Below are 22,614 nucleotides of genomic sequence, written 5' to 3'. Positions count from 1 at the left end.
ACTGAACTCGTTGATCCATCGCACAGGTCTCTTTCCAGGGCATCGGCAAGTCCTCCTTGCCAACGCAATCTACCCTGTAAACCTTGTGCCCGGTCTATTCTGTAAACCATGTTACCGGTCTGTACCCACCCCTGCCCTCTCCCTGAGGGAGAGGATGTTCACCTCCGGTGCATCGACCGACTTTCGTGGGCACATCCCTCACGGAGCATCATTTTCCTGCTCACGTAAAATGCCCGACCTCTCCCTGTGTTCCACTCTCGCTCGGGGAGAGGGTGTTCACCTCTGGTGCATCAACCGCATTTAGTGTGCACATCCGTCACAGGGTGACATTTTCCCGCTCTCGTAAAAATGCCCAACCTCTTCCTGTGTCCCCTCTCCCGCTGGGAGAGGGCCAGGGTGAGGGGCGGTGGCAAGATCACCTGATCCTCCCTTTTGCCCCCTCTGAAGGAGAGTGTGTGGCGCGCGCATTTCTGCGCGAGAACCATTCCCCTCAATCCACCTTGCGCTCGTAACCCGCCTCTTTGAGACGTGCCAGATAGTCGGACCAGTACTGCTCCTGGTGCTCGCCCAGGTCGTAGAAAATGTCCCATGAGTAGAGCCCGGTGTCGTGGCCGTCATCGAACACCAGTTTGACCGCGTAGTTACCCACCGGCTCGACGGCTTTGATGTTCACGTTCTCCTTTCCGTAGACCAGCACCTCTTGTCCCGGACCGTGACCGCGCACCTCGGCGGACGGTGAGTAGACGCGCAACAGCTCGCAGGACAGCTCGAAGTGCTTGCCGTCCTCAAAGGTGACATCCAGCATGCGCCGCTTCTGATGCAGCTTGAACTCGGTGGGGCGAATCTTGAATTGGGCCATGGATGTACCTCCTACAGTATGTAGCGACTCAGATCCTCATCACCCGCCAATTCGGCCAGGTGTTGATCGACATATTCAGCATCGATGATCACCTGTGTCTCCGACAGGTCCGAGGCCTCGAACGAGATCTGCTCCAGTAAGCGCTCGAGCACGGTATGCAGACGCCGCGCGCCGATGTTCTCGGTTCGCTCGTTGACCTGAAACGCAACCTCTGCGAGGCGCTTCACGGCATCATCGGTAATCTTCAGTTCCACACCTTCGGTACCCATCAGGGCCACATACTGCTCGGTCAGCGAAGCATCGGGTTCGGTGAGTATGCGCACGAAATCCTCGGTGTTCAGCGCATCGAGTTCAACGCGTATCGGTAACCGGCCTTGCAACTCGGGAATCAGATCCGACGGCTTGGCGAGATGAAAGGCGCCGGAGGCGATGAACAGGATGTGATCGGTACGCACCATACCGTATTTGGTGCTGACGGTGGAGCCCTCCACCAACGGCAACAGATCACGTTGCACACCTTCGCGCGAGACGTCGGGACCGCTGGTTTCACCACGCTTGGCCACCTTGTCGAGCTCATCGAGAAAGACGATCCCGTTCTGCTCCAACGTTTCCAGCGCCTTGAGTTTGAGATCGTCCTCGTTGATAAGCTTGGCGGCCTCTTCCTCGACGAGCACCTTGAGCGCATCCTTGATGCGCAGCTTGCGCGTCTTGGTGCGTCCTCCGCCGATGTTCTGAAACAGTGACTGCAACTGATTGGTCATCTCCTCCATGCCGGGCGGGGCCATGATCTCGACACCTACTGAAGTCGCGCGCACCTCGATCTCGATCTCCTTGTCGTCGAGGTCGCCTTCGCGCAGTTTTTTGCGAAACTTCTGCCGCGTATCCGTCTGCCCCTCGCTGCCGACATCGCTGCCGGGTGGAAAGCTGCGTGGCCGCGGCAACAGGATATCGAGCACGCGGTCTTCCGCGGCATCCTCGGCACGGAAGCGCACCTTGTCCATCTCCTGCTCACGGGTCATCTTGACCGCGATATCGGCCAGGTCGCGGATGATCGACTCCACGTCGCGACCCACGTAACCCACTTCGGTGAACTTGGTCGCTTCGATCTTGATGAAGGGCGCATTGGCAAGGCGTGCGAGACGCCGCGCGATCTCGGTCTTGCCGACACCGGTGGGGCCGATCATCAGAATGTTCTTCGGCGTGATCTCGGCACGCAACTCGTCGCTCACCTGCGCGCGCCGCCAGCGATTGCGCAACGCGATGGCTACCGCGCGCTTGGCGGCGGCCTGACCGATGATGTGTTTGTCGAGTTCCTGAACGATCTCGCGGGGGGTCATCTGGGACATGTGTGACTAGGATCCTCGTATTACAGAAACACTATCTCGCGCGAAGACGCCACGAGCGCGAAGACTGAAAAGTTGCTCCATTCCAGGGGTGGGCGGAGTCCCCCGAATTCCTGCGTGGGCTCCACCCGCCCTGCACCTCATTCAATCGATTCCTTGCGCTCCTTTGCGTCTTCGCGCGGGACAAAGCTCAATCACCACTCAACACCTCGACCACGAGGTTGCGGTTGGTGTAGATGCAGATATCAGCCGCAATGCCCATCGCCTGCTCGACGATCTCACGCGCCGAATACTCGGTGTGTTCCATCAGCGCCCGAGCGGCTGCTTGCGCGAATGGTCCTCCCGAACCGATAGCGACCAGGTCATGCTCGGGCTCGATCACATCGCCGTTACCCGAGAGCACCAGGCTGGCCACGCTATCGGCGACGATCAACAGTGCCTCCAGACGGCGCAACATGCGATCGGTCCGCCAGTCCTTGGCCAGCTCGACCGCAGCGCGGGTGAGGTTGCCGCTGTGTTTTTCCAGCTTGCCTTCGAAACGCTCGAACAGGGTAAAGGCGTCGGCCGTGCCGCCGGCGAAACCGGCCACGACGCGATCATGGTATAACCGGCGCACCTTACGGGCGTTGCCCTTCATGATCGTGTTGCCGAGAGTGACCTGACCGTCACCGCCGATCACTACCGCACCATTGCGGCGCACGGCGAGTATGGTGGTTCCACGATACTGTTCCACGTCATTCGTCCTGTCGGATGTGGCGTCAAAGGCTGCAAATTGTACACCAGTCGCGGCGTGGTCGCCCCGACCGGCTAGGCTGGACAGCCCTTCGCATCCTCTCCGTCTTCCCAGTGCAACCGCAGGATGTACTGGTATTCACCGGGGTCTTTGCGGTATCCCACGGGGGCGGCACGCGGAAAATGCCACTCCAGCCGCCGCAACAGCCAGAAGCGCAGCGCTGCCGCACGGAGCATCGCCGGCCACGACGCCTTCTCGACCCGGGTGAGGGAGCGTTCGCGCTGATAGCCTGCGCACAGCACCGCGAGCAGCGGCCAGCGCCAGCGTCCCTGCCCATCGGGGCACCCGTCATTGGCGGTCACCGCCAGATCGAGGATCAGGCTGTCGTAGCACGCATAGTAGAAATCGATGACACCGCTGAGGGTATCCCCGGTGAACAATACGTTGTCGCGAAACAGGTCAGCATGCACCACACCCCGCGGCAAGGCGTTTGCAGGCAACGGCTCCTGAAACATCAGTTCTTGTCGCAGCAGCTCGCGCTCGCTCCTGCTCAACAGCGGCACCAGCCGTTCGGCGGCCGTACGGCGCCATGCCGTACCGGGGGTTGGGCCGCCGGCGGGGAAAAGCCCGCGCCGCGTCATGCATCCGGGCCAGCAATTCGGTCAGTGCCCGCTCGTCGACAGGGGTATGGACAGCCATGGTGCTTATTGATAAACAGCGCAGCGGGTTGCGCACGCGGATTGATTACCAGCGCTTGATGACCCAGCCCGGTATCAGCAAGCGGGGGTCCAGCCCGCTGCGACGGCTCTCCAGCTCACCATCACCATCCGCATCGACGAGATAGTACGGGACGCCCACCTTGGGAGTGATCTGCACCGCCACCAGCTTGCCTTGCACACGGTACTCGTGAATGGTGTCGTCTCCTTTGCGGATGATGCGCACTTCGGGCTCCATGACGCTGCCCTCTTCCGGCAGCGGCGGTGGTTCGGCGGTGTCGGGCGCATCGGCAGGGCGTTGTTGCGCGAAGCTGCTACTGGTGAGCAACAGTAGTCCGAGTAACATCAGGTGTCGCATGCGAGATCCTTAGAGTTCGAGCAGCAGTTCGCGTTCGCGCGCGGATGGTTCGAAGCTGCGGTGCTCGTAATGAGTGAAAATAGCATCCACCACTTCCTTGGGTGTGTCCAGCACACGAAACAGATCGAAATCCTCCGCAGAGATCGTGCCCTCGGCCAGCAGCGACGCCTTGAACCAATCGATCAGTCCGTTCCAGAACGGCGTGTGCACCATGATGATGGGAATGCACCGACTCTTGCCGGTCTGCACCAGGGTAAGAATCTCGGCCAACTCATCGAGCGTGCCAAATCCACCCGGCAACACCACGTAGGCCGAAGCGTATTTCACGAACATCACCTTGCGCGAGAAGAAATGACGGAAGTTGAGCGCAATATCCTGATAGGGATTGCCGGCCTGCTCGTTGGGCAATTGGATATTCAGCCCGATGCTGGGCGACTTGCCCGCCTGCGCCCCCTTGTTGGCTGCCTCCATGATGCCGGGGCCGCCGCCGCTCACCACCGAGAATCCGGCGTTGGAGAGCTCGCGGGCGATGTCCTCAGCCAACTGGTAATAAGGGTGCTCGCGTTGGGTGCGCGCCGAACCGAAAATGCTCACCGAGGGACGGATACCAGCGAGGCGCTCGAAGCCCTCGACAAATTCGGCCATGACCTGAAACACTTTCCACGACTCGCGCGTCAAAAGGGAATCGTCGACACGGTTCATGCCTGGGTGGCTGATCTTCTCTTCTTTGTTCATCGATGGATTCCTGGGCAGCGGCCAACCCGCGTCAGCAGTGTGGCACACTACGGAGTCGGTTTGCGGGCACGACATTCGCTCAACTGACAGGGGAGGATGCCGAAGTGCTCGTAAAAACGCGTAGGGAACCTCTGAGCACGACTTAATCCGAGATTCCTTGGATCAACGGGCGAGGCCGGTAGTTTCGCAATCTACCCGTATAATGAATTACCCCTGCGAGCCCCGGATAACCCCATGCCCAACAATGCAGCGCCCCGAGTGGTCCTGATCGATGGCAGCTCCTATCTCTACCGCGCCTTCCATGCGCTCCCCGAACTCACAAACTCCCAGGGCGAGCAGACGGGCGCAGTGTACGGGGTGATCAACATGATCCGCAAGTTGACCAAGGACTACCAGGGCGCGCATATAGCGGTGGTATTCGACGCCCCCGGTAAAACCTTTCGCGATGCAATCTACAGTGACTACAAGGCGCACCGTCCACCGATGCCCGACGAGCTGCGCACCCAGGTGGAGCCGTTGCACGCGGTGATTCGCGCCATGGGTCTGCCGCTGCTGCAGGTCGGCGGGGTCGAGGCCGACGACGTGATCGGCACCCTGGCACGACAGGCGACCGAACAGGGCCTGGAGACCGTCATCTCCACCTCGGACAAGGATCTGGCGCAGCTGGTCAGCCCGCATGTGACGCTGGTCGACACCATGAGCGGCACCACCATGGATCGCGCGGGCGTGGTGGAGAAGTTCGGCGTACCGCCCGAGCGCATCATCGATCTGTTGGCACTGGTGGGCGATACCTCCGACAACATCCCCGGCGTGCCCAAGGTGGGCCCGAAGACGGCCGCGAAGTGGCTCACGGAGTACGGCGATCTCGATACGCTCAAGGCGCGCGCCGGCGAGGTCAAAGGCAAGGTGGGGGACAATCTGCGCGAGCATCTGGAGCAACTGGATCTGGCGCGGCAACTCGCCACCATCCACTGCGATGTCGAACTCGACGAACAGGTCGGCTCGCTCTCCCCCGCGGCACCCGACAAAGACACCCTGCGCAAGCTTTTTCAACGGCTCGAGTTCAGGAGCTGGCTCAAAGAGCTGGAAAACGACGATTCTCCCGCCGCGACGGCTGCGGAGACCCCGGCAGGGACAGACTACGAAGCGATCCTCACCCAGGCTCAATTCGACAGTTGGCTCGCGCGCCTGCAGCAGGCCAAACTCATCGCCATCGATACCGAGACCACCAGCCTCGACTATATGGAGGCCGAACTGGTGGGGCTCTCCTTCGCCGTCGAGCGTGGCCAGGCGGCCTATCTCCCGGTGGCTCACGACTACCCGGGAGCTCCGCCACAACTGGAGCGCAGTGCCGTGCTCGCAGCGCTCAAACCCCTGCTGGAGGATTCCGATAAATCGAAGGTGGGCCACAACCTCAAATACGACATGAGCGTGCTCGCCAATGCCGGGATTACCCTGCGCGGCATCGCCTTCGACACCATGCTGGAGAGCTACGTGCTCGACAGCGCCGGCAGCCGCCACGACATGGACACGCTGGCGCTCAAGCACCTGGATCACCAGACCATCCACTTCGAAGACGTCGCCGGCAAGGGCAAAAAACAGATCACCTTCAATCAGGTGGCCCTGGAAGAGGCGATCCCCTACGCCGCCGAGGATGCCGACATCACCCTGGCGCTGCACCAGAGCCTGTGGCCACGGCTCAAGGAGCAACCGGGGCCGCGCGCCATCTTCGAGGAGATCGAGATCCCCCTGGTGCCGGTGCTGTCGCGCATCGAACGCACCGGTGTTCTCATCGACACCAGGATGCTGCGCCGGCAGAGCCGGGAGATCGGCCTGCGACTGCACGACCTCGAAAAGGAGGCGCACCGGGTCGCCGGCCAGCCCTTCAATCTCGGCTCGCCCAAACAGTTGCAGGAGATTCTCTACGACAAGATGGGGCTGCCGGTGCTCGCCAAAACCCCCAAGGGACAGCCCTCCACCGCGGAAAACGTGCTCCAGGACCTGGCGCTGGACTACGAGCTGCCGCAGCTGATCCTCGATTACCGGTCGCTCAGCAAGCTCCAGTCCACCTACACCGACCGGTTACCGGAGCAGGTGAACGCCCGCACCGGTCGCGTCCACACCTCGTATCACCAGGCGGTGGCGGCCACCGGTCGACTCTCCTCCAGCGATCCCAATCTGCAGAATATCCCCGTGCGTACCGAGGAAGGGCGGCGCATCCGCCAGGCGTTTATCGCCCCCCGGGGGCAGCGTCTGCTGGCGGCCGACTATTCGCAGATCGAGCTGCGCATCATGGCCCACCTCTCGGCCGACGACGGCCTGCTCGAAGCCTTCGCCTCGGGGCAGGATATTCATACCGCCACGGCGGCCGAAGTCTTCGGCATGCCCCGGGACAAGGTCACCAAGGAACAGCGCCGCGCCGCCAAGGCAATCAACTTTGGCCTCATCTACGGTATGTCACCGTTTGGATTGAGCCGTCAGTTGGGCATTCCGATCGGCGATGCCCGCGAATACGTGGACCGCTATTTCAACCGCTACCCGGGCGTGCGTGCGTACATGGAACAGACCCGGAGCACAGCCAAGGAACTGGGCTACGTCACCACACTCTTTGGGCGCCGCCTGTACGTGCCCGAGATTACTGCGCGCAATCCCGCCCGGCGCGGTGCGGCGGAACGCATCGCCATCAACGCCCCGATGCAGGGCACCGCCGCGGATATCATCAAACGCGCCATGCTGACCATCGACCACTGGCTGCAGACCGGGGAACGCGGCGCGCGCATGATCATGCAGGTGCACGACGAACTGGTTTTCGAGGTGGAGACATCCGCCGCCGAGTCCGTTACTCGTAGCGTACGCCAGCTGATGTGCGAGGCCGCCGAACTGGCGGTGCCACTGGTGGTGGATATCGGTGTCGGCCATAACTGGGATGAGGCCCATTGATTACCTGAAAACCATCAGTTTCAGGCAAAGTCGCAAAAGTGCACCCAGCCAGGCCACGCCGGTGCCGGGCGACTGCGGAGCATTGGGCCGGTCTGAACCGCCCGCCCCACAGGTACAGACCCTTGGCGTTCTTGGCGTCTTTGCGCGAGATGGATTTGCAATACCCGTGTCTTCGGCATCCCAACCGGAAAGGCGGAAATAAAAAAGGCCCCGGTCAAAAGGGGGAAAACCGGGGCCTTAAGAAGTCACCCAGTTGGGGATTCCGGGTGACCGACCCGCTAAGGGAGGGATAGCGGGCTAGAGCATCGGGCACCGACACTCGAAATATATGACTAGGGGGGTAGGCAAAAGTTCACCGCCGGGATGCAAAACAAAGGGTACGTCTGGAGGCATCAAACTTTTAAGTGAGTACCCACTGACCATTTACGGGTATCCCGACTGCCGTGTCGCCTGGCGGGGCGTCCAGGGTGGTTCAGATCACCGGTTCGGACAAGCCTAACCAGGCATCGAGCACTGCCTGCAGATCCTCGATCCCGGTGCGCTTCAACGCTGAAAACAGTTGTACGCTGGCCTGCTCGCCGAAGGCGGAGGCCGACCGCCGCACCTGATGCAGTGTGGCTATTGCGGGCCCGCGTTTGAGCTTGTCGGCCTTGGTCAGCAGGATGTGGATGGGCAAACTCTGATGGGCACACCAGTCGATCATCATCCGGTCGAACTCGGTGAGCGGATGGCGCACATCCATGACCAACACCAAACCGCGGAGACTCCGGCGACTCGCGAGATACTCCTCCATGCTGCGCTGCCAGCGCCGCTTGACGGCCTCGGGCGCCTTGGCAAAACCGTAACCCGGTAAATCCACCAGGCGCCGCTCGTCATCGAGACTGAAAAAATTGATCAGCTGGGTGCGGCCCGGTGTCTTGCTGGTACGCGCCAGGGCCTTCTGGCCGGTGACGGTATTGATGGCGCTTGACTTACCGGCATTGGAGCGACCGGCAAAAGCCACCTCCCACCCCTCATCCCCGGGCGCCTGCGCGAGGCGCTCGGCACTGGTCAGAAAAACCGCCTTGCGATAAAGCGGATTGGGCGGTCGTTCGGTCATCAGGGTAACGATTCCTCGATGCGCAGCCAGGTGCGGCGGTCCATTATAGCGATCTGGATACCACCGGCGGGCGAAACACCTGTCACTCGGTTCCCGGCCCGTGTCATCGAGTGAATTTTGCGAGTCAACGGCCATGTTCAGTTGACCCGTTTCCGGCCAATTGGTATACAGACGGGTCTTTGCGCCGGGGCATTGGCGCTGCCCGCCTTCGGAGCAGGTACCTGCCGCACCATTGCGCCGTCAATTTACACCGCCGCAGTCACTCGGGAGATTGGGCAATGAACAGATTTGTCATCGTCGTGGCCACCACCGCCCTGTTGGGAGCGACAGGTCCTGCTGGCGCCGATGGTCAGGCAACCTACAAGGGGGTCTGCTTCGCCTGTCACGACTTCGGTGCCGCAGGCGCGCCAAAGGGGTCGATGCACTGCTGGTCTCGGTGACCGAAGGGCTCAATGCCATGCCGCCGCGAGCCACCTGCGCGAGTTGCAGTGACGAGGAGTTGCGGGCTGCGGTGGAGTTCATCGTCAGCCAGACCAGGTAACGAATTGTTCAACGCCGGCCCGCTTCGTCGGGTCCTGGGCTGGCGTCGACGAGTCTCGTGGAAAACAGGCTCATACGTTTTCTCGAAACCGGACCCGCCCAACCGACGCTCAAGGAGCGACGATGAAAAAACTGATTCTCACCCTTACCCTGGCCACCGCGGCCCTTTTTGCCCAGCTCGCTGGGGCTGCCGATGGTGAAGCCGTCTACAAGAAAGCGTGCTTTCTCTGTCACGACTCCGGCGCCGCCGGGGCACCCAAGAAGGGCGATTCCGCCGTCTGGGCACCGCGCCTGGAAAAAGGCATCGATACCCTGGTCGCTTCGGTGGTCAATGGCCTGAACGCCATGCCACCCAAGGGCACCTGCATGGCCTGCAGCGAGGAGGAGCTGCGAGCCAGCGTCGAATACATGGTCTCCTTGGTAGGGGGAGCGGTCGCGAGTCAGCCCGCCGCAGCGCCGGCCCCGGCCGCAGCTGTTGCGGAACCGAAAGCCGAACCGGAACCGACGCCCACGGCGGAGGTCAAAGAGGAAGAGGCCAAAGCTGAGGCACCAGCCGTAATGCCCGCCACCACCGTCACGAAGGGCGATGCGGCAGCGGGCCAGGCGAAGGCGGCGCTCTGTATCGCGTGCCACGGCCCCGACGGCAACAGCCTCAACCCCGAGTGGCCAAAAATCGCGGGCCAGCACGAGGATTTCCTCTACAAGCAACTGCAGTCCTTCAAAAACGGCGAACGCCAGAACGAGCTGATGTCCCCCATGGCGGCGCCGCTTTCTGAGCAGGATATGCGTGATATCGCCGCCCACTTCGCATCCCTGAAAATGAGCGAAGCGCAGGGCAATGCGGAGCTGCAGGAGGCAGGCAAGCGCCTCTACACCGGCGGGAACCTCGCCACCGGTGTCGTAGCCTGCTCGGGCTGCCACAGCTCGAGCGGCGCCGGCAATCCGGCGGGTGGCTTCCCGCGGCTGGCCGGGCAGCATGCGGTGTACCTGACAAAGGCGCTGAAGGATTATCGCGCGGGCACCCGCGACAATGATCTCAACGGCATGATGCGCGGTGTCGCCGCCAAACTCAGCGACGCGGATATCGCCGCCGTTGCGGAGTACATCACGAACCTGAAATAGTCATCGTGGCAAATTAGTGCCAAAGTAAAAAGGTGACCCCCGGGTCACCTTTTTACTTCGTGGTCCGTTTACCCCACCCATCGTGGGGAACCTTGGCGGCAGCGCAATGATCAAGTGGGTACAGGGTTCGACTGTCTACGAACGAGCGAGGGTACGGATTCCTCCGCTTCAACCGAACTGGGAGAGGTCAAAATGAAGAAATTCCGACAACTGTTTCTAGCCCTGCTGCTGGCACCGGGCACCCTGGCAGGCATATCCGCCACAGCCTGGGGAGCCGACTACGAGCCGATCACCCCGGCGCAACCCACCGCCACCCCGGGCAAGATCGAGGTGGTCGAGCTCTTCTGGTACCGCTGCCCCCACTGCTACCGGCTGATGCCGGTCATGGATCGCTGGCTGCAGGATAAACCCGAGAACGTGGAGTACGTGCGGATGCCCGCCATCCTCAGTGAAAAGTGGGCGCTCCATGCCCGCGCTTACTACACTGCGGAAATTCTGGGGATCGTCGACAAGATCCACCGTCCGCTCTTCGATGCCATCCACGCCGAGCGTCGCGATCTCGACAGCGAGCAGACCCTGGAGTCATTCTTTGGTGAATTCGGTGTCGATACCGAGACCTTCAAGAAGACCTGGCGCTCCTTCGCCGTCGAGACCAGGGTGCGCAAGGCCCGCGTGATGACCGAGCGCTATGGAATCAGCGGTACGCCGGCGGTCGTGGTCAATGGCAAATACCGCACCGACGGTGTAATGACCGGCAACTACGCCAACATGATCCGAGTGATCGAGGAACTGATTGCCAAGGAAACCAATGGTCGCTCCTGAGGCTTATTCTCCACAGCATCCCAGCACGTTAGCGACTCGGTTCATGACGCAACCACCCGGTCCCGATGACGCAATGCCGTCTGCAGCGCCGACGCTGCGGCTGCTCAGCTACAACATTCAGACCGGGATCTCCACCAACCGTTACCGGCACTACTTCACCAGGAGCTTGGGGCATGTCCTGCCGTCTTCGCGGCGCGTGAAAAACCTGGATCGCATCGGCACGCTGATCAGCGAGTTCGACGTTGTCGGCCTGCAGGAGGTCGACGGTGGCAGCCTGCGCAGTGGCTACATCAATCAGGTGGAGTACCTGGCCTGGCGCGGCGCCTTCCCCTATTGGCACAGTCAGCTCAATCGCAACCTGGGTCGCCTGGCCCAGCACAGCAACGGGCTGCTGAGCCGCATCACCCCCACCGAGATCAGCGAACACAAACTACCCGGCCTCATCCCAGGACGTGGAGCGTTGATGGCGCGCTACGGTAGCAGCGAAGACTGCCTGGTGGTGCTGATCATCCATCTCGCACTCAGCCCCCGCGCCCGCGAACAGCAGATGGCCTACATCGCGGAGTTGGTTCGCGGCTATCGCAACGTGGTGTTGATGGGCGATATGAACTGTCGCGCCCACGATATCAACGGCCATCGCCACTCACCGCTCGAACGCAGCGGTCTCATCGAGCCGGTACGCAACCTCAATACCTATCCCAGCTGGCAGCCCCAGCGCAGCATCGACCGGGTACTGATCAGCCCGTCGGTGCGTGTCCGCAGCATACAGGCGCTGGATTGCACCTATTCCGATCACCTGCCCGTCGCCATTGAAGTGGAACTGCCAAAAGAGGTCTCGTTGCTGCCCTGAAGCAGGGCGGCTGGCATAATCACCCGTAACCGCCTCAGCCGCCGCCTGGTCCACCATGAGTGACGACACTCCTGCCCTGAAAACCGAACTCTCCGCGCTGCGCTCCGAACTGGTCGAACAGGAACGCCTCGCCGGACGTGTCGAGGAGGTTATGCGCCGTGCGGTGACGCGACTGGCGGTACTCGCCAGCGAGGCGAGCCCCGATCTGGAAGAGCCCCTGCGCCAGTTACGCGAGGTGATTCGTGATCAGATCGATCCGGCGCAGATCCAGCCACTGCTGGTGCGCATCGAAAAATCCGCGTGGCGCGATGACAAGGCCGGCAAAGGCATCGAAGTCAAAAATTCGGATGCGGGCGATTTGCTGCGTCAATTGCTCGAAGAGCTGTCACCGTCCACCACCATTGCCGACCAGATCGCCCGCCTCAAGCAGGAGGCCAGTACCGACGATCGACTCACCCTGGAGCGCATCGGGCACCAACTGGCACAGACTCTCAACCAACTCAGCAACAGCGGCGCCAGCGGCTCGGAAGTCTGCGAAGTGCTCACCGAACTGCTCGAACGCTTAGCCCTTACCGGGGCGCTGGCCGAACGCGCCGAGGCCATCAAATCACGATTGACCGATCAACCCGGCGGCGCGAAGCTCGCCCAAACCGTGCGCGACATCGGCGATCTGGTCGCCCAGATTCAGCTTGGCACCACCAGCGATCGTGAGGATCTGGAAGGTTTCCTGCGCGAGGTCGACGACCAATTGCGCGGTCTCATGGAGGGATTGGAAGACACGCGCCAGCTGCAGCAGGAGTCCGCAGAGAGCGGACGCCGGTTTCACGGTGATTTGAACGCTCAGTTCGAGGCCATCGAGGCCGGCGTGCGTGCCGCCGATTCGCTGGAGGATCACAAGCGCTCCATCATCAAACAGATGCAGGCCCTGCGTGAACGGATCGATCGCCACCGCAGCGATGACGAGCAGCGTAGCAGCCGCGCTGAAAGCGCCCTGAAGAAGTTGGTCGGGCGCATGGTGCTGATGGAGAAGGAGAGCGGCAAGCTGCGCGATGCGCTGATCAAGGCGCGCGAAGCCGCCCATCGCGACCCACTGACCGGGCTGCACAACCGCTTGGGTTATGAGGAGTTCCTGGCTCAGGAGTACCGCCGCTGGAAACGTTATAAGACCCCCCTCGCTCTGGTAATTTTCGATGTCGATTACTTCAAGCGCGTCAACGACAACTATGGGCACAAGGCCGGGGACAAGGTGCTGGCCGCCATTGCCAAGCGCCTGCGCAAACTGACACGCGAACCCGACTTTCTGGCCCGCTACGGAGGCGAGGAGTTCATTCTCATCATGCCGGAAACCGACCGCCAGGCCGCCTTCACCGTCGCCGAAAAACTCCGCGAAGCGATCGCTGAAATGGGCTTCACCTACCGCGGTGAACCCGTCAGGATCACGGTCTCCATAGGCGTAACGGAATTTGCCGGGACCGACAGTGGCGATTCTGCGTTCCAGCGCGCCGACCAGGCCATGTACCAGGCCAAAGAGGCGGGGCGAAACCAAACTATACTGATGTAAATCAATGTATTACGGTGATTTTATCAGATCAAATATCTAAACTATAAGATTAGAATATGTCTCTAACAGATTGATATAAATAGTTTTTAGTTGATATTTTCGGCTGATATCAACTACTCTTCTCCCCTAATACGTTAGATCCATACAGCGCCAGACGGGGAGGCGCCCATGATCCGAAGCTCCCATACGCCTTATCAGGTACCTGCGGATTCGCTCGCTTCAGTTCAGCCGCCACCCCTCATCGACCATCCCGCCAGCCAGCCCCTCGCCTACCAGGTCGACAGCCACTCAGCCGCACACAGCCCCAAACACGATGGCCTCTACCTGCGCTTTCAAGCGCGACAGCCTCCGCGCCGGGGAAGTCGGCTGCTGCTCAGTATCAAGGCCGCGGGGGAGATCCACCGTTTTCGCAGCCAGGTGGTCGAGGTCGATCGCACGACATCGCCAAGCCAGGTCGTGGTATGGATCGGGCGAAAACGCGAGGCATTTGCCGCCCGCATGGTCGAACAGCTCTGCCACATCGCCCACTATCGCCTCCTGGCCGCCACCGACGAAGGACGCTCATTGAGCGAGGAACGGGCCGCCTACGAGTGGATTGCACGATTTGCCGCCCGCTTCCCGGGATTCGAGGGGTAATCGCCAGCCGGAGGGGAAGCGCGATTCCCGATCCGGCACGGCGGCTGGCAGCGCCCCGCTAACGCCGTTTCTTTTCGATGCCCATTCGCTCCAGACGTTGGTATAGCGTTGCGCGTGAGATTCCGAGCAAGCGCGCCGCCTGTACCCGTTTACCTCCCGCCACATCCAACGCCTCCAGGATCACCTCGCGCTCCACCTGTGCCACGCGTCCCGCCAATTTAAGCGTCGCCGGGTCCACCGCGCGCGGACGGGCACGCGTTGTCACCGGCAGCGGCTGCCGGGTCTGCAGATCCGGCAATACCTCGATCACCCGATCCACATCGATGTAGTGACCCTCTTCCATCACACACAAACGTTCGATGACATTGTGTAATTCGCGGACATTGCCTGGCCACTGATGCCCTTTGATCAGTTCCAATGCTTCAGCACTCAGCTCTTTCTGTTGTCCACCGAAACGCGCGCTCATCTCTTCCAGAAATTTCTCGCACAGGAATTCAATATCCTCGACGCGTTCGCGCAACGCCGGCAAACTCACCGGAAAGCCGCTCAGGCGATAGTAGAGATCGGCGCGAAACCTCCCTTGCTCGATCAGCGCCGAAAGATCCTTGCTCGTCGCTGCGACGACACGCACATCAATGTACTCCAGTTGATTGGACCCCAGGCGCTCGAGCTCTCCCTCCTGCAGTACACGCAGCAGTTTGGCCTGCAGTTCCAGTGGCATATCCCCGATTTCGTCAAGGAACAGGGTACCCCCATCCGCCAGTTTGAACTTCCCCTCCCGGCCCCGTCGATCGGCGCCCGTGTAGGCTCCCGGCGCAACACCGAAGAACTCCGCTTCCAGCAACGCGGCAGGCACCGCCGCGACGTTGACCGTGATAAAAGGTCCATCCACCCGTGTTGAAACCGCGTGCAGGGAGTGGGCGAAAAGCTCCTTGCCGGTACCTGTCTCCCCCATCAGCAGCACGGGCATATCAAAACGGGCCGCCTGGCGGATCTGTTTCTTGATGCTCCAGATCTTTTCGCTTTGCCCCACGACCTGGGAAAGCTGATAGCGCGGCGCCCGTCGCTTGCGCAGCTCCTGTTGTGCGGCACGTAATTTCTCCTGCAATCCGGAAAATTTACCCAGCAGCGGTTTCAAACGATTCATCTGCCCCAACACCACGAAGCCAAAAGAACCGATAACGACACCATCCTCAGCGGTCAGCGGAAAGGCACTCACCACCACCCACTGATCCCGCACGTGGAGCAGATCCAAAAAGACCGGCACCCCGGTACGCACCACCTCCGGCATGTAACTGTTCGGAATAATCGCGACGATGGGCTTGCCGACAGGCGATTCGTGCAGGTCGAGAAAGCGGTAATAGGGTTCGCTGATCCAGGTGACCCGCGCCTCACGATCGACGGTAATCGAGTATTCGAAGTACTCGTCGAAGGAGCGGGAGAAGGTTCTCAACGCCTCTTCGCGCAGTGCTGCGATACTGGATATTTCGCTCGCCTCAGGTTTCGGTGTCTTGATTTCCATACAATTTATCCTTAGCAGTACCCTATTCGACGAGCAATGTCTGATTTTGGAAACAATAATCCAACTCCAGCGACGCGCGTACGGGTAAACACAGCTGGATTGTCTGATTATTTGACAATACCGGCTATTGACGCCCCGTTGAATCAATCAATTGTCCACTAAATCAGCTGCTTAGATTTTCGGGCATCGGTTTTGCCTTGCAGTTTGCAAGAGACGGACCGTAATAATCCGGGGTAACGTAAGACGTTTGATCGGAGAGCTTCTGTGAATACCTATATCGTCGGCTGGGGCCATACCCCGTTTCAGCGTTGGGAGGGTGAAGAGGTGGAGTCCCTGCTCACCCGGGTTATCGATCAGGCGCAACCATCCTGGAATCGGCCCGCGCCTGACGATCGTCAATCGCAGCGAGAATAGACCATGCCGCTCGACACACTCATCGCCCACCACGCACGCTATCGGCCCGACAAGCTGGCGTTGATCCACGGTGAATCGCGACTCACCTACGCTGAGTTTCAGCGTGCCATCAATCACGTGGCCAATGCCCTGCTTGCCAACGGCATTGGCAAAGGCGACAAAGTGGCTACCGTGTTGCCCAACTCTCTGGAGCTGATCACCCTGTACTGGGCCATCACGCGAATCGGCGCAGTCATCGTCCCCATGAGTCCGCTGCTGCAACCCTCCGGACTGCTCGGGCTGTTGCAGGATTGCGATGCGCGCATGGTGTTTCTCACCGCACCGGCGGCCACCGGGATGGCGCATCGGGCAAAGGAGCTGCGCGCCATTCGGGAGCACGACATCATCGTGGTGGATGGTTCGGTTCCCGGACCATCTCGCACCTACGATGAACTGCTGGCCGGACACCCCGCCACTGATCCGCCGCGCGCCGATCTTGACGACGACGACCTGTTCAACATCGTCTACAGCAGCGGTACCACCGGCACCCCCAAAGGCATCATGCACAGTCATGGGGTCAGGACCGGTTACGCGACGCACTTTGCCGCCGCGTTTCGCATGACGCCGGAGAGCGTCGAACTGCACGCCGGCTCCATCGTCTTCAACGGCGCCTTCGTCACCCTGATGCCCTGCTTCTACCTGGGCGCCACCTATGTGCTCGAAAAGAGTTTCGCAGCCGATGCCTTCATCGCCACCATCGAGCGCGAGCGCGCCACCCACGTAATGCTGGTGCCGTCGCAAATCGTAGCGATCCTGGAGAGCCCCACCTGCAGCTACGAACGGCTGCAGTCGCTGGAGATGGTGCTGTCGCTGGGCGCTCCGCTGCATCAGATCCACAAGGACCGGCTGACGCAGCTGTTACCGGGGCGTTTTTACGAACTCTATGGACTGACCGAAGGTTTCGTCACGGTGCTCGACCGCGAGGACTACCCGCGCAAACCGCGCTCCGTTGGCTGCCCGCTGCCTTTGTCGGAGATGCGCATCGTTGACGATGCGGGCAATGAGGTGCCAACGGGCACGGTCGGCGAGATCACTGGCCGCGGCCCCTTGCTGATGCCCGGCTACTACAAGCGCCCCGACCTGACCCGACAGAGCGTGCGCGACGGCTGGCTCCACTCGGGGGATCTCGGCTACGTGGACGAGGCGGGGTTTCTCTACCTTGTCGACCGCAAGAAGGACATGATCATCTCCGGGGGTGTCAACGTCTATCCGCGCGATATCGAGGAGGTCGCCGTCCAGCATCCCGATGTCGTGGAGGCGGCGGTATTCGGCGTCACGGATGACAAGTGGGGTGAATCCCCGGTTGCTGCAGTGGTGTTGCGCGAGGGCGCGGATCTCGCCGAGACTGCGCTCAGGGAGTGGATCAACACGCGGGTTGCAGCGAAGTATCAGCGGGTCGCCCGAGTGCTTATCCTCAAGGGATTTCCGCGCAATGTGGCGGGAAAGGTGCTCAAGAACCAACTGGCGGAGCTGTTTAATGGAGATCGCTGAACGTTGTTTTGTGGTTACCGGAGCCGGCCGCGGCATCGGACGTGCCATGGCCGAGGAGCTGGCACGGCGCGGTGCCGGCCTGGCGTTGATCGATATGAGCGACGCTACCCTCGAAGAGGCGACCAACACCTGTCGCTCACTGGGAGGCAAAGCGAAGAGCTACCGCGCCAACGTGGCCGACGAGCCGCAGGTGGTTGAAACCTTTGCGGCCATCCGCACCGATTTCGGCGCCATCGCCGGATTGATCAACAACGCCGGAATCCTGCGTGACGGGCTGCTGGTCAAGGCGAAGGAGGGTCGCGTCGAGAAAAAACTTTCCTTGGACCAGTGGCAAGCGGTGATCGACGTCAACCTGACCGGCACGTTCTTGTGCGGGCGCGAGGCGGCGGCGGCGATGATCGAGCACGGCGCGGGCGGTGTGATCATCAACATCTCGAGTGTGGCGCGGGCCGGCAATATCGGTCAAAGCAATTACGCCGCCAGCAAGGCCGGCGTCGCCGCCCTGGTCGTATGCTGGGCGCGAGAACTGGCACGCTACGGGATTCGTGTCGCGGGAATCGCACCAGGGGTATTCGCGACCGAAATGGTGCTCAACATGAAGCCCGAGGCGCTCGCCCGACTCAACCAGGCGATTCCGCTGGGCCGCCCCGGCGTGTTGAGCGAACTGGCGGCAACCGCAGCTTTCATCATTGAGAACGACTACGTGACCGGCCGTATCCTGGAGGTCGATGGCGGCATCCACATGTAGGCCGAGCGTATCTATACTGCCAATCACGCGCCTGTGCGCCCAGTTGCACCGATGCAGTCACAGCACCCAATACGCAAACCCGGCAAGCTGGAACGCTAGAGGCACATAAACCTCTGCACTGACAACGACCTCTCCCACCTGCACCGGGGTCCCCGCACCCGAGATCGTACCCAAGCCGCAGCGCTTCGCCATAGGCGACCAAGGCACGCCGGCGGAGAGACGGGAACTTCGCCGCGGGCGCTCATGAGGACACTGAACTCATCCGTGCTACCGCAGATTCAGCTCGTAACGCTGTTCATTGACCATGCTGCCCCAAAGCGCACTGCGTTTGTGCTCGGTGATCCGAAACCCGGCCGTGCGGTACAGGTGGGTTGCCACAGGCAGGGCATCGACCGTCCACAGGAAAACAGTGCCATACCTCTTGGCACGGCAGAAATCGATGGCCTGTTCAATCAGTCGCTTACCCAATCCCTGCCCGCGCAGATCGGGATGGAGCAGGAACCACCGCAATTGCGCGGCGGCGGGCGAAGCGGCGACGATGGCAATGCAACCAGCGATTTTCTCATTCGCTTCGACGATCCATAGCCGCTCACGATCCGGTTGATAGCTCAGCGCGAAATCCGACAATGGCCCGGCCACGTAGGCGTCGAAGGTGTGATCCCAGCCCTGTTCCCGTCCATAAAGCACACCGTGCAGATAGGTGATGTAACCGACGTCGCCAGGTTTCCAGTGGTGACGAATTTTGATATCGCTCGGTACTGCCATCATTCGCGCCCCCTGCCCACGGCCGCCGCGTCCAGCGGAGCGCAAAGATTGGCTGTGCCACGGTTGAGCGCCGCGATCAGCCGTTCGGGCTCCGCGAGGGACAAGCGGGCGTAGGCGCGGACACGCAACTCCACCACCCGCGCGCGCGATACCTTTTCGGCGGCACGCCCCGCGCCCGCCAAAACGATGCGCAACGTGCACCGGTCATCGGGGTCGGCACTGCGCTCTTTCAACCCCTTCACTGCGAGGCGATCAAGGATGCGCGTGCCGTTGGCTTTGTCTTTCTGCAGCCGTCCGGCCGGTTGACGCCGGGTCAGACCATGCGCCTCCCACAAGTGCGTCAGCACTGAAAACCGCTCGGGAGTGGTATCAACGGATTTCAGCTGTGAACCCAACGCCTGCTTCGGACGCTTTGCAGCACGATGGATTGCAGGACCCGGATTGGTGTCAAAAGTGAACGACATGAGCACACGCCGACAAGGGTTGTCGCGACAACTTAGGTGGCCATCGAGATCGATGTCAATGCCCGCGCGCGGAGATCAACTCCTTGGGCCTCATCAAACACACCACGCTTCCACAACCTTGAGAAAGGCGTGACCAATCATCCGGTAGCTCGATACGCGCCAGCGCGGCAGTGGTCATCAACTTGCCGCTCCGGGTGAGGGGTGGCGGACTGGAGGCAAGATACATCACCAGATCATCGACACCGGGATTGTGTCCCACCAGCAATGTGCGCCGCACCGTGTTTGGATAATCCACCAGCACCTGCAGCAGCGACGACAGACTCGCCTCGTAGATGCGTCTATCGAACGCCACCGGGAAATCCGCCATATCCAGGCGTTCGAGCACGGCGGTCAACGTCTGGCGTGTGCGCACCGCCGGCGAACAGACGACAACCTCCGGTATCAACCCCTCGTTAGCGAGCCACTCGCCTACCAGGGGTGCGTCCCGGCGACCCCGTTTGGAAAGTACTCGATCGGCATCGCGCTCGGTCAGCGCATCCCAGTCCGATTTGGCGTGACGCAGCAGCAGCAGCTCGCGGCTCATCTCCAATAACCTCACAGCAACTTGCGCTGCCGCCAAAAACCCGGCTTGCCGGCCATCGGCCGGGCAACCCTGGTCACGATGGTTCGCCCCACCACGACCAGTAATACCGATGTTTAGTGGCGGTATGGCAAATATGTGGAGCTCGAATCATTGACTCCACGCATATTGAATGATACACAGTGACCAGCCTCGCACAGTGATCGACCAAACTACAAATAAGAGTGTGAGAAATCCGGCAGAGTCCGGGTGCTTGAAACATCCTCGGCATTAGCACCCCTGAATAGTTAAAACAATAGCAACCGCGATGAATTTCGCGTTTGAGGTTTGTTATGCCAATCAGCAAGGAAGACGTTGCCGTGATGGTGTTTCGCCGTGTCGCCATCGGTGATCCGGCAAAGTTCGGGAATGACCGGCGCCTGCTCGACGTCCTGCGCTCGATGGACGGCAAGCATACGCTGGGCGAGGTATCCGCCATCCTCGGACTCAGTCTCAACGAAACCGCCACGGCTACCGCACAGCTGCGCAAACTGCAGTTTATCGAGCTGTGTGGCACACGCCCGGAAGTGCTCACCCCTCTCGACAGTCAGTTCCTGGACACGCTGAACTCAGAGATGGCATTGGCCGTTGGACCATTCTCGGTGGTTCTCATTGAAGATACGGCCAGCGACCTCGGATACAACCCCAACAACCTCCCCCGTTACTGCATTCGACCACTGATCGATAACTTGGCGAGCGCAATTGAAAACCCGGAGAAACGCACCCGCTTTCTCGACGCAATGAACAAGCTCGCAGAACAACACAGTTGAGTCGCAGACCCCTGGAATACACGGGCAACGTGCCCAAAGACGGTTATTACAGTTTGCTGATTAAGGAGTATTGCCATGCAAGTCGCCTGCCCTGCGTGCGAAAAGCGTTACAAAATCGACACCTCCTTTATTTCTGGAGAAAAGGCCTGGTTCAGCTGTAAGGGATGCGGTGAACGCATCGTTGTCAACAAACAGCACAGCCCCAAGCTGCAATCCGTGCCGCAGTCACCGGCACCGCAGGCCGCCGAACCGATCAGCAGCGCGCCGGCCGCCGTCAATACCGCGGCATTTCGCAAAGGTCCCTTTGGACTGCGCGCCAAAATGACGCTACTGTTTCTCGTCATACCGATCACTTTGATGGCTGCGGCAAGCACCTTTTACCTGCGCCAGCTGGATAGCCTGTCGGAGCTGATCACCCTGCGAAGCACCGACGCGGTGACCTCGCTCGCCGAAAGTATCATCAGTGACAGCGCCAACTCCGTCGCCAAGCAGGTCAGCCTTTACCTTGAGAACAATCCCGCCGCCAGCAGTGAAGAGCTGAGCAAGCGCGAAGACTTCACCGCGCTGGCCGTTCAGAAAGTGGGCAAGACCGGTTATACCGCGCTCTATGAGCTACCCGACGACGGCGGTATCTGGCGCACCTGGGCGCATGTCAATGCCAAAATCATCGGTATCGACATGAAAAAGTTGGAGAAACCGCTTGGCCAGAACTTCCCCGGTTTCTGGACCGTCTACACGGGTGTTGAGGGCGGCAAGGAGTCGCGCGGCTACTACGCCTGGCAGGATAAAGATGGCACGATCCGCCAGAAGTTCATGGTCTGCACCCCGGTGCCCGGCACGCGTTACATCGTGGCCAGCACGACCTACCTCGACGAGTTCACGCTGCCCATCAAAGCTTTGGAGCAGGACGCACAGCAAGTTACCGAGCAGACCAGCACCTTCACCTTCGGCATACTCGCCGCCACATTGGTACTGGTGGGCCTTATCGTAAGCCTCTATGGCTACCGTCTTACCCGACAGATTCGCTCACTGACCGATCACGCGGAACGCATCAGTGTCGGCGATCTTGAATCGGAGGTCTCCATCGCGTCGCGTGACGAGATCGGCGAACTCGCCGAGGCAATCACGCTCATGCAGACCAGCATCAAACTCTCCATCAGCCGCCTGCGTCGAGCGGCCTGAACCCGAGAGATAAAAAGATGGCCGCCGGGTGGTGCCACCTGGCGGCCATTCAGGACCGGAACGTCCAGCGTGCAGAGCGGCGGGAGCATGTCTCCCCACTTACCGTCTCAGCGCAACGGAGCACCTAACCTCCTCGGCCCGCGCTGATTAGCTAGAACCTATCTCATACATGGTCGCCCCTATTTGCCAAGCCCCCAAGGTAGTGATGGTGAGGAGGTAGAGATTGCAGCCATACATCCGGACTTTGTCTGAGGTAGATACCCCTGTCCCTGATGGAATCCGCTGA

General features: G+C 60.8%; 22 protein-coding genes. 11 read left to right on the top strand and 11 right to left on the bottom strand.

From position 1 onward, the window contains the following. Positions 1-490: 490 nt before the first annotated feature. From DWQ09_15895 to DWQ09_15870, 6 genes are all read right to left on the bottom strand, one after another. The gene (locus tag DWQ09_15895; GenBank protein KAA3626617.1) at positions 491-859 is read right to left on the bottom strand and encodes a DUF971 domain-containing protein; all 369 of its coding nucleotides are present in this window, start codon (positions 857-859) and stop codon (positions 491-493) included. Between the two features lie 11 nt (positions 860-870). Next, positions 871-2,205 (bottom strand): ATP-dependent protease ATPase subunit HslU, encoded by a 1,335-nt coding sequence (locus DWQ09_15890; protein ID KAA3626616.1) that lies wholly within the window; start codon positions 2,203-2,205, stop codon positions 871-873. 187 nt (positions 2,206-2,392) lie between these two features. Then, a complete protein-coding gene (locus tag DWQ09_15885) occupies positions 2,393-2,935 on the bottom strand; it encodes an ATP-dependent protease subunit HslV (GenBank protein KAA3626615.1) in 543 nt (180 codons plus the stop codon). Positions 2,936-3,009: 74 nt separating this feature from the next. Beyond that, positions 3,010-3,576 carry a hypothetical protein gene (locus tag DWQ09_15880; GenBank protein KAA3626614.1) on the bottom strand — a complete coding sequence of 189 codons (567 nt, stop codon included), beginning with the start codon at positions 3,574-3,576 and terminating at the stop codon, positions 3,010-3,012. A 103-nt stretch (positions 3,577-3,679) separates the two neighbouring features. Then, entirely contained in the window at positions 3,680-4,009 is a 330-nt protein-coding gene (locus DWQ09_15875) for a DUF2782 domain-containing protein (GenBank protein KAA3626613.1), read from the bottom strand. Positions 4,010-4,018: 9 nt separating this feature from the next. After that, positions 4,019-4,744, bottom strand: a complete 726-nt coding sequence (locus tag DWQ09_15870; protein KAA3626612.1) for a TIGR00730 family Rossman fold protein — start codon at positions 4,742-4,744, stop codon at positions 4,019-4,021. Positions 4,745-4,978: 234 nt separating this feature from the next. Here DWQ09_15870 and DWQ09_15865 point away from each other — a divergent pair, with 234 nt between their 5' ends. Then, on the top strand, positions 4,979-7,684 hold the full coding sequence (locus DWQ09_15865) for a DNA polymerase I (GenBank protein KAA3626611.1): 2,706 nt from the start codon (positions 4,979-4,981) through the stop codon (positions 7,682-7,684). A gap of 472 nt (positions 7,685-8,156) precedes the next feature. Here DWQ09_15865 and DWQ09_15860 read toward each other — a convergent pair whose 3' ends face one another. Continuing rightward, a complete protein-coding gene (locus DWQ09_15860) occupies positions 8,157-8,783 on the bottom strand; it encodes a YihA family ribosome biogenesis GTP-binding protein (GenBank protein ID KAA3626610.1) in 627 nt (208 codons plus the stop codon). 278 nt (positions 8,784-9,061) lie between these two features. Between DWQ09_15860 and DWQ09_15855 the strand changes: the two genes are divergently transcribed. The 6 genes from DWQ09_15855 to DWQ09_15830 all read left to right on the top strand — a co-directional run bounded on the left by DWQ09_15855 (position 9,062) and on the right by DWQ09_15830 (position 14,314). Then, a complete protein-coding gene (locus DWQ09_15855) occupies positions 9,062-9,223 on the top strand; it encodes a cytochrome c (GenBank protein ID KAA3626609.1) in 162 nt (53 codons plus the stop codon). A 223-nt stretch (positions 9,224-9,446) separates the two neighbouring features. Next, positions 9,447-10,445, top strand: coding sequence for a hypothetical protein (locus DWQ09_15850; protein KAA3626608.1), 999 nt, complete (start codon positions 9,447-9,449; stop codon positions 10,443-10,445). Between the two features lie 192 nt (positions 10,446-10,637). Next, a complete protein-coding gene (locus tag DWQ09_15845) occupies positions 10,638-11,267 on the top strand; it encodes a thiol:disulfide interchange protein DsbA/DsbL (GenBank protein KAA3626607.1) in 630 nt (209 codons plus the stop codon). 43 nt (positions 11,268-11,310) lie between these two features. Further along, complete coding sequence (locus DWQ09_15840) at positions 11,311-12,117, top strand: EEP domain-containing protein (GenBank protein KAA3626606.1); 807 nt, start codon at positions 11,311-11,313, stop codon at positions 12,115-12,117. A 55-nt stretch (positions 12,118-12,172) separates the two neighbouring features. Then, positions 12,173-13,678: a diguanylate cyclase gene (locus tag DWQ09_15835; GenBank protein KAA3626605.1), complete on the top strand. Its 1,506-nt coding sequence runs from the start codon at positions 12,173-12,175 to the stop codon at positions 13,676-13,678. A 168-nt stretch (positions 13,679-13,846) separates the two neighbouring features. Next, entirely contained in the window at positions 13,847-14,314 is a 468-nt protein-coding gene (locus tag DWQ09_15830) for a hypothetical protein (protein KAA3626604.1), read from the top strand. Positions 14,315-14,372: 58 nt separating this feature from the next. On the opposite strand, the gene DWQ09_15825 is transcribed toward DWQ09_15830, so the two are convergent. Further along, entirely contained in the window at positions 14,373-15,836 is a 1,464-nt protein-coding gene (locus DWQ09_15825) for a sigma-54-dependent Fis family transcriptional regulator (GenBank protein ID KAA3626603.1), read from the bottom strand. A gap of 417 nt (positions 15,837-16,253) precedes the next feature. Between DWQ09_15825 and DWQ09_15820 the strand changes: the two genes are divergently transcribed. Together DWQ09_15820 and DWQ09_15815 are read left to right on the top strand one after the other, a co-directional pair. Beyond that, on the top strand, positions 16,254-17,780 hold the full coding sequence (locus tag DWQ09_15820; GenBank protein KAA3626602.1) for a long-chain fatty acid--CoA ligase: 1,527 nt from the start codon (positions 16,254-16,256) through the stop codon (positions 17,778-17,780). After that, a complete protein-coding gene (locus DWQ09_15815) occupies positions 17,767-18,528 on the top strand; it encodes an SDR family NAD(P)-dependent oxidoreductase (protein KAA3626601.1) in 762 nt (253 codons plus the stop codon). Before DWQ09_15820 ends, DWQ09_15815 begins: the two co-directional genes overlap by 14 nt. Positions 18,529-18,795: 267 nt before the next feature. On the opposite strand, the gene DWQ09_15810 is transcribed toward DWQ09_15815, so the two are convergent. Genes DWQ09_15810 through DWQ09_15800 form a run of 3 tightly spaced genes read right to left on the bottom strand, consistent with a single transcriptional unit; the run spans position 18,796 to position 20,340 of the window. Beyond that, complete coding sequence (locus DWQ09_15810; protein ID KAA3626600.1) at positions 18,796-19,296, bottom strand: N-acetyltransferase; 501 nt, start codon at positions 19,294-19,296, stop codon at positions 18,796-18,798. Next, positions 19,293-19,757 (bottom strand): MarR family transcriptional regulator, encoded by a 465-nt coding sequence (locus tag DWQ09_15805; protein KAA3626599.1) that lies wholly within the window; start codon positions 19,755-19,757, stop codon positions 19,293-19,295. Before DWQ09_15805 ends, DWQ09_15810 begins: the two co-directional genes overlap by 4 nt. Positions 19,758-19,812: 55 nt before the next feature. Beyond that, on the bottom strand, positions 19,813-20,340 hold the full coding sequence (locus DWQ09_15800; GenBank protein KAA3626598.1) for a histidine phosphatase family protein: 528 nt from the start codon (positions 20,338-20,340) through the stop codon (positions 19,813-19,815). A 329-nt stretch (positions 20,341-20,669) separates the two neighbouring features. Between DWQ09_15800 and DWQ09_15795 the strand changes: the two genes are divergently transcribed. Together DWQ09_15795 and DWQ09_15790 are read left to right on the top strand one after the other, a co-directional pair. Continuing rightward, positions 20,670-21,146: a hypothetical protein gene (locus DWQ09_15795; GenBank protein ID KAA3626597.1), complete on the top strand. Its 477-nt coding sequence runs from the start codon at positions 20,670-20,672 to the stop codon at positions 21,144-21,146. A gap of 75 nt (positions 21,147-21,221) precedes the next feature. Beyond that, positions 21,222-22,328, top strand: a complete 1,107-nt coding sequence (locus DWQ09_15790; GenBank protein KAA3626596.1) for a HAMP domain-containing protein — start codon at positions 21,222-21,224, stop codon at positions 22,326-22,328. The last annotated feature ends 286 nt before the right edge of the window (positions 22,329-22,614 follow it).

Source organism: Pseudomonadota bacterium, assembly GCA_008501635.1.
Taxonomy (GTDB): domain Bacteria; phylum Pseudomonadota; class Gammaproteobacteria; order QQUJ01; family QQUJ01; genus QQUJ01.
Note: the sequence above shows the minus strand (reverse complement) of the source record. Positions and strands in the feature narration are given on the sequence as shown.

What these genes read in the sequence shown, in the direction of transcription:
- DWQ09_15895 (KAA3626617.1), bottom strand. Translation starts at nt 859, where the DNA reads ATGGCCCAATTCAAGATTCGCCCCACCGAGTTCAAGCTGCATCAGAAG.
- DWQ09_15890 (KAA3626616.1), bottom strand. Translation starts at nt 2,205, where the DNA reads ATGTCCCAGATGACCCCCCGCGAGATCGTTCAGGAACTCGACAAACAC.
- DWQ09_15880 (KAA3626614.1), bottom strand. Translation starts at nt 3,576, where the DNA reads ATGACGCGGCGCGGGCTTTTCCCCGCCGGCGGCCCAACCCCCGGTACG.
- DWQ09_15875 (KAA3626613.1), bottom strand. Translation starts at nt 4,009, where the DNA reads ATGCGACACCTGATGTTACTCGGACTACTGTTGCTCACCAGTAGCAGC.
- DWQ09_15870 (KAA3626612.1), bottom strand. Translation starts at nt 4,744, where the DNA reads ATGAACAAAGAAGAGAAGATCAGCCACCCAGGCATGAACCGTGTCGAC.
- DWQ09_15865 (KAA3626611.1), top strand. Translation starts at nt 4,979, where the DNA reads ATGCCCAACAATGCAGCGCCCCGAGTGGTCCTGATCGATGGCAGCTCC.
- DWQ09_15860 (KAA3626610.1), bottom strand. Translation starts at nt 8,783, where the DNA reads ATGACCGAACGACCGCCCAATCCGCTTTATCGCAAGGCGGTTTTTCTG.
- DWQ09_15855 (KAA3626609.1), top strand. Translation starts at nt 9,062, where the DNA reads ATGAACAGATTTGTCATCGTCGTGGCCACCACCGCCCTGTTGGGAGCG.
- DWQ09_15850 (KAA3626608.1), top strand. Translation starts at nt 9,447, where the DNA reads ATGAAAAAACTGATTCTCACCCTTACCCTGGCCACCGCGGCCCTTTTT.
- DWQ09_15845 (KAA3626607.1), top strand. Translation starts at nt 10,638, where the DNA reads ATGAAGAAATTCCGACAACTGTTTCTAGCCCTGCTGCTGGCACCGGGC.
- DWQ09_15840 (KAA3626606.1), top strand. Translation starts at nt 11,311, where the DNA reads ATGACGCAACCACCCGGTCCCGATGACGCAATGCCGTCTGCAGCGCCG.
- DWQ09_15835 (KAA3626605.1), top strand. Translation starts at nt 12,173, where the DNA reads ATGAGTGACGACACTCCTGCCCTGAAAACCGAACTCTCCGCGCTGCGC.
- DWQ09_15830 (KAA3626604.1), top strand. Translation starts at nt 13,847, where the DNA reads ATGATCCGAAGCTCCCATACGCCTTATCAGGTACCTGCGGATTCGCTC.
- DWQ09_15825 (KAA3626603.1), bottom strand. Translation starts at nt 15,836, where the DNA reads ATGGAAATCAAGACACCGAAACCTGAGGCGAGCGAAATATCCAGTATC.
- DWQ09_15820 (KAA3626602.1), top strand. Translation starts at nt 16,254, where the DNA reads ATGCCGCTCGACACACTCATCGCCCACCACGCACGCTATCGGCCCGAC.
- DWQ09_15815 (KAA3626601.1), top strand. Translation starts at nt 17,767, where the DNA reads ATGGAGATCGCTGAACGTTGTTTTGTGGTTACCGGAGCCGGCCGCGGC.
- DWQ09_15810 (KAA3626600.1), bottom strand. Translation starts at nt 19,296, where the DNA reads ATGATGGCAGTACCGAGCGATATCAAAATTCGTCACCACTGGAAACCT.
- DWQ09_15805 (KAA3626599.1), bottom strand. Translation starts at nt 19,757, where the DNA reads ATGTCGTTCACTTTTGACACCAATCCGGGTCCTGCAATCCATCGTGCT.
- DWQ09_15800 (KAA3626598.1), bottom strand. Translation starts at nt 20,340, where the DNA reads ATGAGCCGCGAGCTGCTGCTGCTGCGTCACGCCAAATCGGACTGGGAT.
- DWQ09_15795 (KAA3626597.1), top strand. Translation starts at nt 20,670, where the DNA reads ATGCCAATCAGCAAGGAAGACGTTGCCGTGATGGTGTTTCGCCGTGTC.
- DWQ09_15790 (KAA3626596.1), top strand. Translation starts at nt 21,222, where the DNA reads ATGCAAGTCGCCTGCCCTGCGTGCGAAAAGCGTTACAAAATCGACACC.